Annotated in this window: 13 protein-coding genes and 2 pseudogenes; 11 read left to right on the forward strand and 4 right to left on the reverse strand. The window is 67.3% G+C overall.

Going from position 1 to position 16891, the window contains the following annotated elements; genetic code table 11:
- Window positions 1-370: 370 nt before the first annotated feature.
- Together OG223_RS52135 and OG223_RS52140 are read left to right on the forward strand one after the other, a co-directional pair.
- Window positions 371-1141, forward strand: a complete 771-nt coding sequence (locus OG223_RS52135) for a methyltransferase domain-containing protein (protein WP_329264883.1) — start codon at window positions 371-373, stop codon at window positions 1139-1141.
- Between the two features lie 318 nt (window positions 1142-1459).
- Window positions 1460-1738, forward strand: a pseudogene (locus OG223_RS52140) (transposase); the annotation flags it as partial.
- Between the two features lie 67 nt (window positions 1739-1805).
- On the opposite strand, the gene OG223_RS52145 reads toward OG223_RS52140, so the two are convergent.
- From OG223_RS52145 to OG223_RS52155, 3 genes are all read right to left on the reverse strand, one after another.
- Entirely contained in the window at window positions 1806-2270 is a 465-nt protein-coding gene (locus OG223_RS52145) for an ABC transporter transmembrane domain-containing protein (RefSeq protein WP_329264885.1), read from the reverse strand.
- On the reverse strand, window positions 2231-2389 hold the full coding sequence (locus OG223_RS52150) for a hypothetical protein (protein WP_329264887.1): 159 nt from the start codon (window positions 2387-2389) through the stop codon (window positions 2231-2233). The genes OG223_RS52145 and OG223_RS52150 overlap by 40 nt, the downstream gene beginning before the upstream one ends.
- A 74-nt stretch (window positions 2390-2463) precedes the next feature.
- On the reverse strand, window positions 2464-3789 hold the full coding sequence (locus OG223_RS52155; RefSeq protein ID WP_329264890.1) for an FAD-binding oxidoreductase: 1326 nt from the start codon (window positions 3787-3789) through the stop codon (window positions 2464-2466).
- Between the two features lie 132 nt (window positions 3790-3921).
- Here OG223_RS52155 and OG223_RS52160 point away from each other — a divergent pair, with 132 nt between their 5' ends.
- A complete protein-coding gene (locus tag OG223_RS52160; RefSeq protein WP_329264893.1) occupies window positions 3922-4899 on the forward strand; it encodes a helix-turn-helix transcriptional regulator in 978 nt (325 codons plus the stop codon).
- Window positions 4900-4966: 67 nt separating this feature from the next.
- On the opposite strand, the gene OG223_RS52165 is transcribed toward OG223_RS52160, so the two are convergent.
- Entirely contained in the window at window positions 4967-5353 is a 387-nt protein-coding gene (locus OG223_RS52165) for a hypothetical protein (protein WP_329264896.1), read from the reverse strand.
- Between the two features lie 73 nt (window positions 5354-5426).
- Here OG223_RS52165 and OG223_RS52170 point away from each other — a divergent pair.
- From OG223_RS52170 to OG223_RS52205, 8 genes and pseudogenes are all read left to right on the forward strand, one after another.
- A pseudogene (locus OG223_RS52170) lies at window positions 5427-5720 on the forward strand (helix-turn-helix domain-containing protein); the annotation flags it as partial.
- Window positions 5603-6262: an alpha/beta fold hydrolase gene (locus OG223_RS52175; RefSeq protein WP_443073881.1), complete on the forward strand. Its 660-nt coding sequence runs from the start codon at window positions 5603-5605 to the stop codon at window positions 6260-6262. The pseudogene OG223_RS52170 and the gene OG223_RS52175, both read left to right, overlap by 118 nt.
- Window positions 6263-6559: 297 nt before the next feature.
- Window positions 6560-9652, forward strand: a complete 3093-nt coding sequence (locus OG223_RS52180; protein ID WP_329264897.1) for an ATP-binding protein — start codon at window positions 6560-6562, stop codon at window positions 9650-9652.
- A 960-nt stretch (window positions 9653-10612) separates the two neighbouring features.
- Entirely contained in the window at window positions 10613-11428 is an 816-nt protein-coding gene (locus OG223_RS52185; protein ID WP_329264899.1) for an SDR family oxidoreductase, read from the forward strand.
- A 332-nt stretch (window positions 11429-11760) separates the two neighbouring features.
- Entirely contained in the window at window positions 11761-12015 is a 255-nt protein-coding gene (locus tag OG223_RS52190) for a hypothetical protein (protein WP_329264902.1), read from the forward strand.
- An 81-nt stretch (window positions 12016-12096) separates the two neighbouring features.
- On the forward strand, window positions 12097-12933 hold the full coding sequence (locus OG223_RS52195) for an oxidoreductase (protein ID WP_329264904.1): 837 nt from the start codon (window positions 12097-12099) through the stop codon (window positions 12931-12933).
- Window positions 12930-13442, forward strand: coding sequence for an SRPBCC family protein (locus OG223_RS52200; RefSeq protein WP_329264906.1), 513 nt, complete (start codon window positions 12930-12932; stop codon window positions 13440-13442). Before OG223_RS52195 ends, OG223_RS52200 begins: the two co-directional genes overlap by 4 nt.
- Window positions 13443-13798: 356 nt before the next feature.
- On the forward strand, window positions 13799-16705 hold the full coding sequence (locus OG223_RS52205) for an AfsR/SARP family transcriptional regulator (RefSeq protein WP_329264908.1): 2907 nt from the start codon (window positions 13799-13801) through the stop codon (window positions 16703-16705).
- The last annotated feature ends 186 nt before the right edge of the window (window positions 16706-16891 follow it).

The raw sequence follows: 16891 nt of genomic DNA on the forward strand, positions 1-16891 counted from the left end.
ACCCCGTTCACCGGGCTGAGGAGGCTTCCGCTTTCCGAACGTGATCGTCTGAGCAGGCATGAACTGCCGCTGGTTGTGGGAGGGATCGGGTTGTTCGTCGGCTCGTACTCGCTGGTGGAGGTGACTGATGCCGTCGGTGCTGGGACTGCTGGAGACGCGGGAGACGGTGGCCGAGGTGCTGGCCGAGACTCCCGCGCCAGCCGCCGAGGATCGGCAAGCAGCCTTACTGAGAGGGCACATATCGGGCGTGAGACCCCGGCGCCGTGGACCGGCCCTCGACAGCCGCGTAGCGAATTCGCTGTCCGACTGCCCGTCTGCGTCCGCGATCCTATGCTGACACCGAGGGTGGAGACGACCGGGGGCATGCCTAATGAGGGCAGCAAGCAGGAGAGCGTCAGCATTGAAGTCGGGGGTCAAGCGGCTCTTGGGACGTGCTGGATTCGACATTGTGCGCAGTACCAACAACCTGGGTGGCGTCGACGACTTCATCCCGTTTGAGGCAACGATGCGGGCTGCACGGGCGGCCGGTCTGTCGGTCGGTGACTACATCGACGCGATCATGAACGGGACGCCTGGCGCCACCCAGTCCACCATCGATGAACTACGCGCTCACGGCGTCTTCGCTGCCAACCCGAACACGGTGCTGGAGATCGGCCCCGGGTCCGGACGGTACCTGGAGAAGACGCTGAAGGAGTGTTCACCAGACCGCTACGAGATCTACGAGACGGCAGCGCCGTGGGCCAACTATCTAGTGGACACATTCAGCGTGGTCGCCCAACCGACCGCAGGATCCAGTCTCGCCCCGACACCCGACGGCAGCATCGACCTCGTTCAGGCCCATAAAATCTTCAACACCGTGACCTTCCTCTGCGCCTCCCGCTACTTCTTCGAAATGGCACGTGTCACGCGACCCGGTGGTCGGATCGTCTTCGATGTAATGACAGAGACCTGCCTGGACGCGGCCGCGGTACGCGCCTGGGCGACGCAGGGCGGCGTGGGGCACGACTCCTACCCAGCCGCCATGCCTCGCCGGACATGCGTGGACCTCTTCAAGACCCTCGGCTGCAGCCTGGAGGCCAGCTTCCTGGCGCCCATGGGCGTCGCCTCCACGGAGGTGCTTGTCTTCGGAAAGGGGGCTTGACTCCCAGTAGGCTTCCGCTTACCAACCGGCGGGGCTGTGGGGTCGAACACGGTTTCTGGCCGGGTGATCTCCGCTATGTCCGCGTATGAAGGGCCTCTTGGCAGCTCGTTGTTGCTACTACGAAAAGTTTCAGAGGTCCTGCTTGCTGCAGTCTTCCGTACGTACGTCCGTGGAGCCCAACGCCTCGGCACGGTCGTGTGACTGTCTCGTGCACCGGTTCGTCAACGCAGCGGACCAGCCGGACCGCGTGCCGTGCTACTGCTCGGACATGACGGAGGAGGAGTGGCAGGTCGTGCGGGCTGCCCTGCCGCGGTCGACGTGCAGGACCGCGACGCCGCCGTGCCCCTCCTTCAGCGGCTGCGGCAGTCCTATTTCTCCATCCGCCTTCTCTGGGCGGACGGCGCGTACGCCGGGAGGCTGGTCGACTGGGCGCGGGAGGAACTCCAGCTCACCCTGGACATCGTCAAACGCTCCGACGACACCGCGGGGTTCGTGGTGCTACCGAGACGGTGGGTAGTGGAGCGCACGGTGAGCTGGCTGATGCGCTCGAGGCGCCTGGTGCGCGAATACGAGACGCTGCCCGCCATGCACGAGGCGATGGTCCAGTGGTCGATGACCATGCTGATGAGCAGCCGACTGGCCGGACGGCGCCGGGATGCCTTCCTCACCCGGCGGCCCACGCCACGCTGGCCGGGCCGAACCCCCCTGCGAAACCTCGGCGGCTCAGCCCCGGGCAGCCAGCCGCTTCACCCGGCCCCGTACCCCCTCTACTCGCGTCGGCCTCGAAGCGCTCGCGGGTGAACGCGCGAATCACCGTGAGGCCCATCAACTGCTCGCGCAAGACCCGGTTGATCGCATCCAGGAGGTCCTGCATCCGGCGTGACACCCGTGTCATCCAGCGATGGATCACCGCCAACGCCGCACCCAGTACCTGTATCTGCTGCACGTTGTCGGTGCTGCGGGTGATCAGCGTCGGCGTGCCGAAGTCCTGATGTTCCCGGCCGGAGAACGTAGCGATCTTTTCGTAGACGTCTGACCGCAGGCCGTGCGCGGCGTTTGTGGCTGCGCGCGTTCCGGCATAGGACGAGATCACCCCTGCCAGCAGTTGGGCGACACTGACGACCACCACCCGCCGGCCGTCCAGATGCGCCCTACGTCCGTGCGCATGAGGCCGTTGTCGATCAGATCCGCGTTGATCGTCGGCAGATACAAGGTGGCGGTGACGCTGACCAACTGGAAGACGATCACACCAGCGAACCACCTTCGGTGCTCGGCAAGCCCGCACGGACCAGACGCATCGGTCGACCTTTCGTAGGGGGTGCTCAGGCGATGACGAAGCTGGGGTGCAACAGTCCGGCGGGGTCGTACTTACGGGCAAGCTGCAGCAATCGGTCACGACGCTCGGCGTCGAACGGTTCTGCGGCGGTGCGTTGGTCGGGTCGTCCGAAGGTGAAGTTCGGCGAGCTGCCTACGGCGGTCCCGGACCATCTGGCCAACAGTTCGTCCTGCAGCGCCCGCGCACGTGCCGCGTTCGACTTGGTTGTCGGGGCTACCACACCTACGACACACAGCAGGTACATCGCCTCGCGGTGGCTGACTGCGTTCGGCACCCTCGGCGGAGTGGACAGCGCCCCACCGAGATGACGAACCGAAATGATGGAGCGATCCGGCCGGCCAGGCGCCGACGCGGCGATGGCGTCGCGGAGGCGTTCCTCGTCGATCGCCCGCAACAAGACGTTGTCGCCGACATACGCATGCGGCTGATCCGGTTCACTGAAGACGGTGTCGGACCGCCGGTACGGGATCTCCTGCAAACCGTCGTACGCAGGTTTCAACGCCCGCAGCGGGGCCACCAGTTCGTCTGCCTCCGCAGCCGAACCCAGGTAGGCGATCTGGACATGGGCCATGTGCCGCTTGGAAATTTCCAGCGTGGTCATCGCCGAGGTCATCTGCGAGGGCATTGTCGCCGTCCAGCGCAACCAGGTTGAGACCACCTCCGGCGTCTCGCCCAGGTCGAACATCAGGCCGCCCCCGACCAGCCTGGCGACTGGCACCAAAGCCATCTCCAGCGCGGTCACGATGCCGAAGCTCCCGCCACCGCCGCGGAGCGCCCAGAACAGGTCCGGCTCCTTGTGTTCCGAAACCGTCAGCAGGGAGCCGTCGACGGTGACCAGTTCCAAGCGCGTGACATGGTCCGCGGCGAAGCCGTAGCGACGAGCCATCAGCCCGATGCCGCCGCCGAGCATGTAGGAGACAGCGCCGACACCGGGCATGCTCCCGGACAGCGGTGCCAGATCGTAGCGTGCGGCGGCCTCGATCACGTCGCGCCACCGCGCTCCGGCGCCCACCCGTGCGGTGCCGGCGCCGGGGTCGACATCGACGCTGTCCATCCTTCGCGTCGACACCAATACACCTTCACCGGCGAGCGGGTTGGCGAGTCCATGGCCTGTGGCCTGGACCGCGATCGGCATACTTGCCTCCGCGGCGTGCCGGACGGCCGCCACGACGTCGCCGGCGGCCCGTGCCGCCACCACGTGGGCCGGCTGATGTTGCTCCCGCAACTGGAAGCCGGCCCGGTGCTCGTCGTACTCGGCGGACCCTGGGTGGTATACCACCGGTGATTCGGTGTCGGTCGTGTCGGCACTCATCGCGGGCATCTTTCTGGATCGAGGGGTGCGTGCGCGCACCCACTCGGCGAACAGGCAGGTGGTAGGTACGCATCCGCCAGCCTGACCGGGATATGCGCCGCATCGTGTCGCAATTCCTGAAAAAATTGGTGGGTGACCCCAGACCGCTTCTTCGCCCTGATGCTGCTCCTCGAATCGAGGGATGCCGTGACCACACAGGAACTTGCCTCAGCGCTCGGGGTGTCCCTTCGAACCATCACCCGAGACCTGAACTGGCTCCGCGACGCCGGTCTGCCGGTGACCGCACAACGGGGCCGCCTCGGAGGCGTGACCATGCTGTCCGGGTCCGGGTCCGGGTCCGGGTTCGACCTCACGCGACTCACGCCGGGCGAGCGTGATCATCTGTCGCTCACCGGGCTGGACGAGAAGCAACGTGCGGAGCTCAACGCATCGGTCGAAAGCCGGCGCGCGCTCTCCAAGATCGCCGCTGCACAGCCACGTCGCGTTCATGAGCTCCTGCCGCTCACCGACGTAGTGCACGTGGACAGCCGTCCCTGGCGTCAAGCACGAGCTTCCGGCACGAGTCCGGCTTCGCTGATCGGCGCAGTGCGGCGAGGCCGCCGGCTACGGATCGAGTACGACAGCCCACGCGAGTCATGCCCACGCGACCTGGTCGTGGATCCCTACGGGCTGTTCGCCAAGGCCGGCATCTGGTACCTCGTCGCCGACCGTGCCCGAGTGCCACGGCTGTACCGACTCGAACGGATCACGACGTGGAAAGAAGTCGACCAGCCACGACGGATCCGCGAGAGCCAGACCCTGGCCACCGTCGCTGCAGCGCTCATCGATCAGTGGGAGCACAACCACGCGATAGAGGTCAGCGCCACCATCGACCAGGCCCAGATCGAGCGAGCGCAACGGATCTTCGGCCTACGACTCGTCCCGGACGACCATGAAGAATCCGCCACCGGCCGCAAGGTGACGATCCGCTTCCTGCATCTGGAGGACGTGCGAGCACTACTGCCGTTCGGGAGCGCCATCACTGTGCACGGCCCCACCGAAGCCACGGCTCACCTCCGCGACCTCGCCACCAGTCTTGCCCACCACTATGCGCCGTCACCAACGCCTTGACCCGCAACACCCTTTCAGGGCTGTCCCGTAACTGTGATGCCATGGTGGGTAGGCCGGTCGACAGACCTCACAGGAAAAGGAGTTCGACGTCTTCCTCGATGCAGAGACGTAGGACGAGCGCCAGTTGTCGCGCGTCTTTGACGTGCTGCTGGAGGAGGTGGTCGGCTGCCTGCTCCAGCCATTCGCTGGTGATCGCTTCCAGTCGGGGCAAGATCGCGGTGCACTCGGCAGTCGAGAACTCACCGCCGCCGTCGTCGTCCGGGCGGTCGAGGAAGGGCTCCAGCACGGTGGAGACATTGCTCCAGGGGCGCTCTCCGCCGAAGCCCTGCATCTCGTCGAGGACGAACCCTTCCGCCTGCGCCAGGCGGCAGCGGAACGCGTTGAAGCCGGTGTAGGACCAGGCGACATCCGGACCGGTGGTGTCCCCGTCGCCCGGGAACAGGATCAGCCCCACGTGGTCCTCCTCATCCGTCGAGTACACAGGATCGGCTGGAGAGAGCCACACGTGCAACTGAGATGATCACGCGATGGCTGGTGTGATCACGGCGTCGGGGCCAACCTGGATAGCCCCATTCACTGGGCTGAGCCCTCGCCAGTTCGCCAAGTGAGTGATCATGTTGCGCCGCGAAGGTGCGGATGCGGTGCGGCGGGGCCGATCGTGGAACCTGTCGCTGGGGGACCGAGCGCTGCTGGTGGCCGCTTACTGGCGCACGAACTTGACGATGCGTCAGCCAGCCCCGCTGTTCGGGGTCTCGAAGTCTGCGGCCGACTGCATCATCGATCACCTCGGGCCCCATTACGCCCTCGTCCGCGGCCGGCGCCTGTTCTACACCTCATCGCCCTCGACCACCTGGCCTTCGGCCACTCCGACGCCCCGCCGGTCACCGAGTTCGACTGCACCTTCGACGCGCTCACCGACCTCACCCAGGACCTGCTCGGCCAACTCGGCGTCGACCGGTACGTGATGTACGTGCGGGACTACGGGGCCCGGTTCGGCCGGCGGCTCGCCCTGCGCGACCCGGCGGCCGTCACCACCGGCATCAGTCAGAGCGGCAACGCCTACCAGGAAGGGTTCGTGCCGGCGTTCTGGAAGACCGTCTGGGGCTACTGGAAAGAGCAGACCCCGGAGACCGAGGCGGGCGTCCGCCAGGCGCTCACCCCGGAGTTCACCCGCCGGCAGTACCTGACCGGCGCCGCCGACGAAACCCCGGTCGATCCAGGCACCTGGCAGCACGACCACGCGTTGCTGTCCCGCCCCGGCAACGACCTCGTCCAGCTCAAGCCGCTCCTCGACTACGCCACCAACCCGCCGCTCTACCCCGTCCTGCACCGCCTGGTGGAGTACGAAGTCCGCCACCAGTAGCCTGAAACCAAGCAACTCCACTCCATCCGACTCGGGACGGTCCGGAGCCTCCGTCGAACCCGGGGCGAGTCAGCCGAAGGCGGAGAGCTCAATGCAATCTGAACCGAGACGGACCGAATCTCGAACGGGCGCTCCCGAGGACGTGCGCAGGTGAGCTCCCTGTCCGACCTCGACACTGCGGGCCCAGATGCCCCGCGGTGGTCCACAACGCCCCTCCATCTGCAGATCCTGGGCCCGCTCCGCGTGTGGCGATACGGCGTCGAAGTGGATCCTGGTCCCCGCCAGAGAAGCCATCTCATGGCTCTGCTGCTGGCTCGTCAGGGCTGTCCGGTGAGCACCGGCGACCTGATCGACCTCTTGTGGGACGACGACCCGCCGGCCAGCGCGTTGAATGTCGTTCAAAAGTACATCGGGTCCGTCCGTCGTTTGCTGGAGCCGGATCTCGCCGCCCGCGACCCGGGGTCGTACCTGCTACGCCGGGGCGACAGCTACCTCTTCGCCCCAGGCTCCGGTGTCCTGGACCTCGAGCGCTTCCGCGGGCGAGTCAGGGACGCAGCCATAGCGCTGTCCGACGGCCGGTCGCGGCTCGCGGCGGATCATCTGATCGAGGCTCTCTCCTTATGGCACGGGCCAGCCGGAGACGGCATTCACCTCGGGCATCGTGCAACCTCAGTCTTCACAGGTCTCAACGAAGAATTTTTCGAGACTTGCGTCCGTGCCACTGATCTCGCCGCTGCTGCCGGGCAGCTCCACCGAGTCCTTCCAGCGTTGCGGCTGGCGTCACATGTCGGACCGCTGCATGAGCCAGTACACGCCGGTCTCGTCACCGCTCTCGGGGACGTCGGTCAGCGTAGCGAAGCTCTGCGGGTCTTCGATGCGGTCCGCACGCGGCTGCGGGACGAGTTGGGCATCGACCCCGGCGATGCGCTACGTCTCGCCCACCGGCGGGTCCTGGCCGAGCCGCCCGCGATCCGCCGTCGACCCGACTCCTCCCGTGCCATGACCGCGCAGAACCCGGCGCGCCACGCCGATCAGAGCCGGCATGCACGTGGTCGAGCATCCGTCACCGGACCTGACCTCATCGGTCGAGCAGCCGAATGCGCGCTTCTGCGACGCACCTTGGAACCGCTGTACACAGGCGGCATCGCTTTGACCCTCATCGAGGGTGAGCCCGGAGTTGGAAAAACGCGACTCCTCGACTTCGTCGCAGCAGACGCCGCGTCGCGGGGCGCTCTCGTTGCGTGGGGCAACTGTCTTCAGGGTTCGGGCACGCCTTCGCTGTGGCCGTGGCTCAAAATTTTCCCCACCCTGCTCGGAACACTGCCGCCGGCGACACGCCACAGCCTGAACACGGGCCTGGCCCCTCTTGCTCAGCCGGAAGGCGGCATCCTGGACCGACCGGTCGAACCCGACACCAATGCCCGCTTCCGGCTCTTCGACGACGCCACCTCGGTCATCGCCGAGATCGCAGTGTCCACGCCGGTTCTGATCATCCTGGACGACCTGCACTGGGCCGACGTCGCGTCACTTCGACTCCTGGACCATCTGATGACCCATCTGCCATCGGGTTCGGCGATTGTCTGCGCGTTCAGGGATCGGGCGCCCACCCCGAGCCCGGACCTCGCAGGGACCCTAGCCACAGCCAGCCGCGCACGGGGTCATCGCCGGCTGCTGCTTGGTCCTCTCTCGATCGAGGAAGTGGCCAGTCTCATCCGCGCCGAGAGCGGAGCCGAGATATCGCGTCGCGCCGTCCTCAGCGTCCACGCAAGGACCGGAGGAAACCCGTTCTTTGTACGTGAGGTCGCGCGAATGCTCGGCGATGCCGATGGGACGCTTGCTGGAGACACATCGCGAAGCTCAATCCCCGGCTCGGTACGCGATGTCGTCCGCGGCCGTATGGCGGACCTCGAACCCAGGGCCGGCGACATGCTCCAGGCCGCCGCCCTGATCGGTCGTCGCGTCGAACTTCGGTTGTTGGCACAAGTCTGTGGCCAGAGTGTTCCGGACTGTCTCGTTCACATTGAATCCTGCGTGTCTCTGGGCCTTCTCGACCCTGTGGCTGACGACCCGTACCTGTACCGCTTCACCCATGACCTGGTCCGAGAAGCTGTGCTCGAAGCCACGCCCCCGAGCCGCACCGCTCTGTTGCACCTCCGTACAGCAGACGCGCTGACCGGCATGATCGACGAGAGCCATGAGGCCACCGAGCGGATTGCCCAACATCTCTGGTCTGCAGGACCGTCAGCCGATCCGGCGCGCACCGTGACTGCCCTCATCCGGGCCAGTCGGTTGGCGGTCGTCCGTACTGCGCTGGAGACCGCCGAGCGGTCGCTCCGGCTCGCTGTGGAGACGGGACGCAAGGCGAATGAGCCGGAGCTCGAACTCTCCGCCCTCAGCGAACTCACGGCACTCACCGGCAGGCGGTCGATGTACGGGCTGGCCTCCGTCGAACTCCTGCAGCGGGCCGAGCACCTTGCCACCCGGCTCGGCAGGCAAGAGGAAGCGACGGTGTTCCTCTTCTCCCGATGGACTGCACATTGTCAGGGACTCGACTCCGTCAAGAGCCGGGAACTGGCTCGGCAACTCCTCGACCTGGCGGACACCTCGCACCTTCCTTTGGTACGAGCTTTCGGGTGGCAGGCGTGGGGTCTTCAGCGCTACAGCGACGGTCATCTGGACGAAGCGCGCGAGTACATGGTCGCGGCGCACGCGCTACTCGGCGAGGAGCAGCCGCAAGGGACAGAAGAGCCCGGCCGCCGACAGCTCGAACTGCACAGCATCAGCATGCTCGCCGAGGTGACCGCTGTGAGCGGAGACCTCGACGCGGCGCGATCACTGATGGCTCAATTGGAGCAGCGCGCCGGCGATGAGCCGTTTGCGTTGACCATCTGGGCAGCACACGCCGTGCGCATCGGTGCGATGGCGGGTGATGTCGCAGCCGTCCTGCGCGGTGCCGAGCGGGGCCTCATGAGTGACCCCGAGTTCTCCTTTCGCTATCTCGGCATTTTCGTCCGGCTCGGTATGTGCTGGGCGCGGGTGATGACAGGCTCTGACATCGACAGGTCGATCGCCGAAGCCGAGCGGTTGATCAACACCAGATTGCTCAACCCGGTCGGATCCTGTGTTGCTTTGTGCTTGGGCTTCCTGGCTGAGATGAAGCTGGTGTCCGGTGACCTCCATGGCGCTCAAACCACCCTTGATTTCGCGTTCGAATGTCTGGAGACGTACGACCAGCGATACGCCGAAGGCATGTTGGTTCAGATGCGTGCGCGCATCATGCGGGCAAGCGGCGCTCACTCCCAGGCAATCCGCAGCGTGACCGAGCAGGCCCGCTCCATCTCTGAGCTACGAGGGAGCCACCTGTTCGCCGACGAGCGGTCAGTCTCGTGAGGAACTGGCCGCATCTCCCACCGGCATCGAGCGCAGCGCTTGACGGCCGCCGAGCGTGTCGAGTACGCCGCGCCGGTCGGCGTCCTGGTGGCAGGGAAGGAACCATTTCGCGAACTGTCAAGTGAGGCTTCAGCCGACTTGGCTGTCTTCGGCCGCCTGCTGCCCGGCACCTCTCGGGCGCAGGACACGGTGTCAGCGATGCTTCTCGCAGGCTGACGCCGCGCGATCCTTTCAGGACACGTCGCCGGTGAAGTCCCGTCATATCCGCAACCGCTGGCTCCGTCCCGGTGCGACGTTTGGTGTCCGCGCTCCGTCGGCTGTACATCGCCCGATTCGGCTTCGCCATCTGTTGGGCTGCGCTGTCCTCGCCGACCAGCGCGCTCACGGTCGTTCTCTTGGTCATCTACCCGGGCGTTAGACGCGATCGCGTCGGTCGTCGACCTGCGGTTGTGACGTCCATCCGCAGGTCAGGTGCCGTATGGGTGGGGAGATCCACTGAGTACGTGTGGGGTCACCCCCGAGCACCAGGTGGCCGTTTTCGAAGAGCGCCGTCATCGCATGGTGGGAGCTCAACGACAGGCCTGTGCGTCAACCTCGTGCCGAGCACCGCAACGGCCGTCGCTCTGGCGGCTATGGGGGAAGACCGACAGGACATCTTGCTCGTGCGGGGCGTGTGGGCGGTGACCGCCGGCGCAGTCCAGATGGCAGTGGGAGTTACCCGCCGTCGACTCGCTGAGCAACGTCGCGGGTACGCCGTGTGCGGCCGGATTCTCTTCATCTTCTCGGCTTGGCGGTTGGGCCGCGCCCGGTGAGCGGTTCCGCCGCTCCAGCAACTGTTCCGTGTCCGTCAAGTCGGCTCACCTAGTGTCGCCGTGCGTCGAACGACCACCGAAACCTGCAGCAGACCCGTCCGAGTCGGCGACCCGTCCGGGAAGCACAGCAACCGTTAGGAAGCCAACGATGAAGATCCTGATCACTGGTGCAGCAAGCGGCTTTGGTCGCGGCGCGGCTCTCGAACTCGCCCGTCGTGGGCACGAAGTCACCGCAGGCGTGCACATCGCGCCGCAAGCCACCACCCTGCTGAGCGAGGCGGCAGAGGCCGGAGTGACGGTGGAGACGATCGTCCTGGACATCACCAGTATGGAGGACCAGCAGTACGCAGCCCGCCGTGAGGTCGACGTCCTGATCAACAACGCCGGGGTGATGGAGGCAGGTCCAGTCGCCGAGATCCCGCTGCGCCGTGTTCGACACAACTTCGACGTCAACGTCTTCGGCACACTCGGGATGTGCCAAGCGTTCGCTCCGCGGATGGTGGCGCGAGGCACAGGGAAGATCATCAACGTGACCTCCATGGGCGGTCTCGTCACCGTGCCGTTTGCCGCTGTCTACACCGCGACGAAGCACGCTCTGGAGAGCCTGACTGAAGGGCTGAAGGCGGAGCTTGCCGGCACCGGCGTCGAGATCTGCACCGTCAACCCAGGGCTCTTCGGTACCGGGTTCAACGACCGGGGCGCTGAGACCATGTTGCGGTGGTTCGACCCGACGTCCTCGCTGTCGCGCCCGGAGCTGCTGGCCGGCTTGAGCGCCGGGCTGGAGGGTCAGCTCGATCCGGCCATGGTCATCGATGCACTGGTGACCATTGCCGAAGAGCAGTCGTCGAAGTTCCGCAACGTGCTCCCGGTAGAGATCATCCCTTGGATCAAGGCCATCCAGGAGCGGACCTGGGACGCGAGCAAGGACGACAGCCTGTTCATCAACCCGGCTGAGCTGGGCTGAGATCTCCGTTCTCACGAGATGATCCGTGCCCTCTTCTACGACAACTCCGTCGTCGTTCACCGGCCCCGTCGACTGAACGAGGCGATCGACAAGGTGGGGGAGAGGTCTTGTCGCCGCTCGCCGAGATCCACGCTCTGTCGTTCTGCGGGCCCGCAGCCGGCCGCGCGCTCACCTCGAGACTCGCCTGGCCGAGATCTACTTCACCGGCGGCACCTCGACCGCCCAGGCCACGCCGATCGCGACCATGGCCAAGATCAACGGTGGCGCGGTCTGCGGACGCATCCAGACGATCGTCACGAGCAAGCACTGGAATCAGCGCCGCGAGCATCATCGTGGACGACAAGACAGGGAAGGCCCACGCCTCCACCGCCGTCGACGCCGTGACGCGACTGCGATATGGCGCAATCGGTGTCAACGCCATGCCGCCCGTCATCTCGGTTGACCCAGCCCTCACCTGGGGCGGCAATGAGGAAGGCCGCGAGTTCGTCTCCGGCCGGGGCGATTTCGGCAACCTCCTCGGCTACGGGAACGTCGAGAAGTCCATGGTCACAGGCGGATTCATGTCTCCGGGTCGCACCGACCTTTGACCCGTCCTTCCACCCCGACAGCGCATACCACTCGGCAGTTCGACCACCCAAACACTCGGTCAGTCAGGAAAGAGCAAACTGATGAACAAGAGGGTAGCCCTCGTCACCGGAGCCTCCTCCGGCATCGGCGAGACCACAGCACGCCACCTCCTCGACGCAGGCTTCATCGTCTACGGCGCCGCACGCCGAGTCGACCGGATGACCGACCTCGCCGTCACCGGCGTGCGCACCCTCGCCCTCGATGTGACCGAGGAGGCATCGAGCCGGAACGCCGTCCAGCAGATCCTCGGCGAAGAAGGCCGCATCGACGTCCTCGTCAACGGAGCCGGCTATGGGTCCTACGGAGCCCTCGAAGAAGTCCCGATGCACGAAGCCCGTGCCCAGATCGACGTAAACCTCTTCGGCCTTGCCCACTTGACCCAACTCGTCCTGCCCGCCATGCGTGCGCAGCGAAGTGGGACGGTCATCAACATCGCCTCCATGGGCGGACAGTTCGCCACCCCGCTGGGAGCTTGGTACCACGCCAGCAAATTCGCGGTCGAAGGGCTCAGCGACGCCCTACGACTCGAGCTCAGGCAGTTCGGCATCGATGTCGTCATTGTCGAACCTGGGTCCATCCGCACCGAATGGGGCGCCATCGCCGCCGAGAAACTTCGTGCCACCTCCGGCCACGGCCCCTACAGCGAGCAAGCGGGGGCCATGGCCACCTCACTGGCCAACAGCTCCAGCCCCGACGCCAGGATGACGTCCCCAACAAGCGTCATCGCAAAAGCCGTCACCAAGGCGGCCACCGCCCGCCGACCCCGCACCCGGTACCGCGTAGGGTTTGGCGCCAAGCCGCTGGTCGCCCTCAGCAGGGTCCTCCCCACCCGCGTCTTCGACAGCTTTGTGAAGCGCGCCTCCGGGGTGCCGGCATGAATTCCCACCGCCGCTCCGGCAGCCACATGCCCTCCGTCCGCTGGCCCCAAGGCTACGAGCCGAGCGGGGCGGCGCTCCACGCGGTCAACTCCGGCAGGACCGCCGCCGCGTCCGAGGTCGTCTGGGCCTGGCTGGTGCGCCCGGAGCTCTGGAGCTCCTTCTACGTCAACGCCCGCCGCGTGCGCCACCAGTCCGGGCCGTGGCCGCAGGTCGCGCTTGGCTCCCGTTTCACCTGGATCACCTTCGGGGCTGTGGCCACCACGGAGATCGTCGAGTACGAGCCCTTCGAGCGGCTTGCTTGGACGGCCACCGGCCTCGGCGCCCGGGCACACCACGCTTGGGTCCTGACGCCCAGAGCCGACGGCGGAACGGACATCCTCACGGAGGAGACTCAACGGGGACGCGCACCTGCGCTACTGCGCCGAGCCCTGGCCCCCGCGATGCACTACATGCACCAACGCTGGATCAACGGACTGGCCTCAAGTGCGGAGGGCCGACAACCGCCGTGACCCGGCGTCGGTGCTCCGGATCCGGTCTACGCGGCGTGCCGGGTTGTTGTCTTGCGCGCCGTCGGTGGACGGGCATCCGCAGAGTGACCGTGCCGTCGGGGTGGTTCCTGCCTTCGTCGAACGGCGTGTACTGCTTGCCGGTGTCCAGGTTCTCCGACGTCAGCCGGCGGGCAGCCACTTGCCCTGGTGCGGGGACCATCCCCGCGATCGGCAGGCCGCGTTGCCGTGGCCGTGCGGAGGGCAATCACAACACCGGGCCGTGCGAGTGGCTTAAACTCCGGGTGATTCTCATGGCCGGCTCCGAAGGCGGTCTCGCCTGTCGGTTTCGGATGCTGATCGGCAGAGGAGGAAGTCGGTTGGAAGCGCGATTACGGTTCGCGGTGCTGGGCCCGGTCAGGGCGTGGCGCGGCTCGGACGAGATCGAACTCGGTCCGCCCCAGCAGCGGGCGGTGCTGGCCGCGCTGCTGCTGGCGGAGGGTTCGCAGGTGCCGGCGAGTGGTCTGATCGACGCGGTGTGGGGGACAAGGGCACCGGCTTCCGCGCCTGGCATCTTGCGGACGTACGTCCACCGGCTGCGGAAAGCGCTGGAGCCGGCCGGGGACACCGCGTCGTCCGTGCTCCGTTCCACGGGGGACGGCTATCAACTCCGTATCTCGCCGGAGGAGCTGGACCTCGGTGCCTTCCGGGAGCTGCTCGCCCGAGCCGAGCGGGCGCGCCGTGCGGGAGACCCCAAGGGCGCGGTGGGGTACCTGCGGGATGCGCTCGATCTGTGGCGCGGGACGGCGCTGGCCGGTGTCCGGGGTGAGTACGCGCAGGCCCAGCGGCACCGGCTCGGCGAGTTGCGACTGTCCGCGGAGGCTGCCCGCATCACGGCCGAACTCGACCTCGGTGTCCATGCGGAGGCGACCGCTGAGCTGACCGGGCTGGTCACTGAGCACCCGCTGGACGAGCGGTTCCGGGAGCTGCTCATGCTCGCCCTCTACCGGTCGGGACAACAGGCGGCGGCCCTCGCCACCTACCGCGACGCGCAGACACTGCTCGCGGGCGAGTTGGGGGTCGATCCCGGCCCGGCACTGCAGGCGATGTACCAGCGCGTTCTACGAGCCGACGCCGGGCTCCTTGCTCCGCTCGCCCCGGCCGAGCCGGCACCCGTTCCCGCCCAGGCTCCCGCACCCCTACCTGTACAAGCCCCCGCCGTCCCGGCCCAACTACCCGCCGGCCTGGCGGTCTTCGTCGGCCGAGACGCCGAACTGGCCGAGGCGGCCCGCCTGCCCACGGGCGGCACGGTGGTGGTCAGTGCCATCGCGGGGATGGCGGGTGTCGGCAAGACCACCTTCGCGGTGCGTTGGGCACGACAGGTCGCCGACCGGTTCCCGGACGGTCAGCTGTACCTGAATCTGCGGGGCTTCGATCCGGTCGGTCTGCCGGTCGCGCCGGAGCACGCCCTGCGCACGCTGCTGGAGTCGCTGGGTGCCGGCACCCGCGGGCTGCCGCAGGGCGTCGACGCACTCGCGGCCCTGTACCGCACCCTGCTCACCGGCAAGCGCATGCTGGTGCTGCTGGACAACGCCCGCGATGCCGCGCAGGTTCGGCCACTGCTGCCGGGGGCGCCCGGCTGCCTGGTCATCGTCACCAGCCGCGATCGGCTCGCCGGCTTGGTCGCTGTGGACGGCGCCCACCCTCTCCATCTCGACTTGCTCTCCGTGCCGGAGGCCCGCGCGCTGCTCACCCGGCGCCTCGGGCAGGGCCGGGTCGCGGCCGAACCGGACGCGGTCGAGGAGATCATCGCCCGGTGCGGACGACTGCCGCTGGCCTTGGCGGTCACCGCCGCCCGCGCGGCGATCCGGTCGGCCCTCCCCCTGTCGGCGATCGCCGCCGAACTGAGAGACAGTGCCGACGGCCTCGACTGGTTCCACGACGGCGACGCCGCGGCCGATGTACGCGCTGTCTTCTCCTGGTCGTATCACGCTCTCACCACCGATGCCGCCCGCCTGTTCCGGTTGCTGGGTATGCACCCCGGCCCCGACATCGCCCTGCCCGCGGCGGCCGGCCTGGCAGGGCTCACCATCCCGCACACTCGCCAGTTGCTGTCCGAGCTCGTCCAGGCCCACTTGGTGGACGAGTCCGTACCCGGCCGCTACGCCTCCCACGACCTGCTGCGCGCCTTCGCCACCGAACTGACAGAAGCCCTCGATCCGCCCCAGGAGGCGCGGACGGCTCGGCATCGGATGTTCGACCACTACCTGCACACCGCCCGTGAGGCGCTCGCACTGACCGCCCGTACCCGGGTACTGATCTCGCTGGCCCCAGCGGTGGAGGGGGTGCGTCCGGAGGAATTCAACGGGGACACCGCGAAGGCGGTGGCCTGGTTCACCGCCGAACGGGCGGTGCTGCTCGCCGGCATCGAACAGGCCGCCACCCACGGGTACGACGTCCACACCTGGCAACTTGCGTGGGCCGTGGCCAGCTATCTGCACCGGTGTGGTCTGTGGCGGGAGCACGAGGCCGTGCACCGAACCGCCCTGGACGCGGCGCGCCGGCTGGGCGACACGGCCGCCGAGGCCCATGTCCTCCGCCTTCTCGCCTTCTCCACAGCGGACATGGGCCGCGTCGAGGAGGCACGTGCTCATGCCGAGCGAGCCATCGAGCTGTTCACCGAATCGGGCGACACGAGAGCCTGCGCCGAGGGCTATTTCACGTTGAGCTGGGTGGAGGAGCGGCAGGGCGATCCGGAAGCGGCGCTCGCCGCCGCGCAGCGGTATCTCGCGCTCAGCTCGGTTCATGACGGCCATGGTGTCGACGACAGCCGCGACCGGATGACGACAGCATGCGCCCTCAACGTGGTCGGTTGGTTCCAGACCTGCCTCGGGCAGCACCAGCAGGCCCTCGACCACTGTCAGCAGGCAGTGACCCTGTTCCTGGAACTCGGGGACGAGACCGGGGCGGCGGCCACCTGGGACAGCATTGGCCACGCCTACCATCACCTCGGCCAGTACGAGCAGGCCGTAACTGCCTTTCGCAACACCCTCGATCTCTCCCGGCGGGGCGACCTGCCCTTGTTGACGGCAGGCACCCTCAGGCGTCTCGGGGACACCCACCTCAGCGCCGCCGACCCGGATGCGGCCCGTGCGGCCTGGGTTGAGGGGCTGGACATCCTGGAGCGGATCGGCCACGCCGACGCTGAGTCCCTTCGCACCAGATTGCGTCAACTCGACGAGCCGAGTGATCTGGTGGAGGCGGACGCGGCGCCCACCGACTCGTAGTCGGCCCACGGTTCGGAAGCCCGGTCCGGCCGACTGAATCAGCGGCCTCGGACGGCACGTGGAGCGCGCACCGCCGCGCGTGGTGCGGCGTTCGTGACCGCGGTACGGCGCGCGGGGTCCTCCCGGTTGTACAGGCGTCCCGGCGGAGACCTTGCCCGTGTCCCTTCCGGCCCGTGTCGCGCGATA

This window comes from Streptomyces sp. NBC_01478 (assembly GCF_036227225.1).
Taxonomy (GTDB): domain Bacteria; phylum Actinomycetota; class Actinomycetes; order Streptomycetales; family Streptomycetaceae; genus Streptomyces.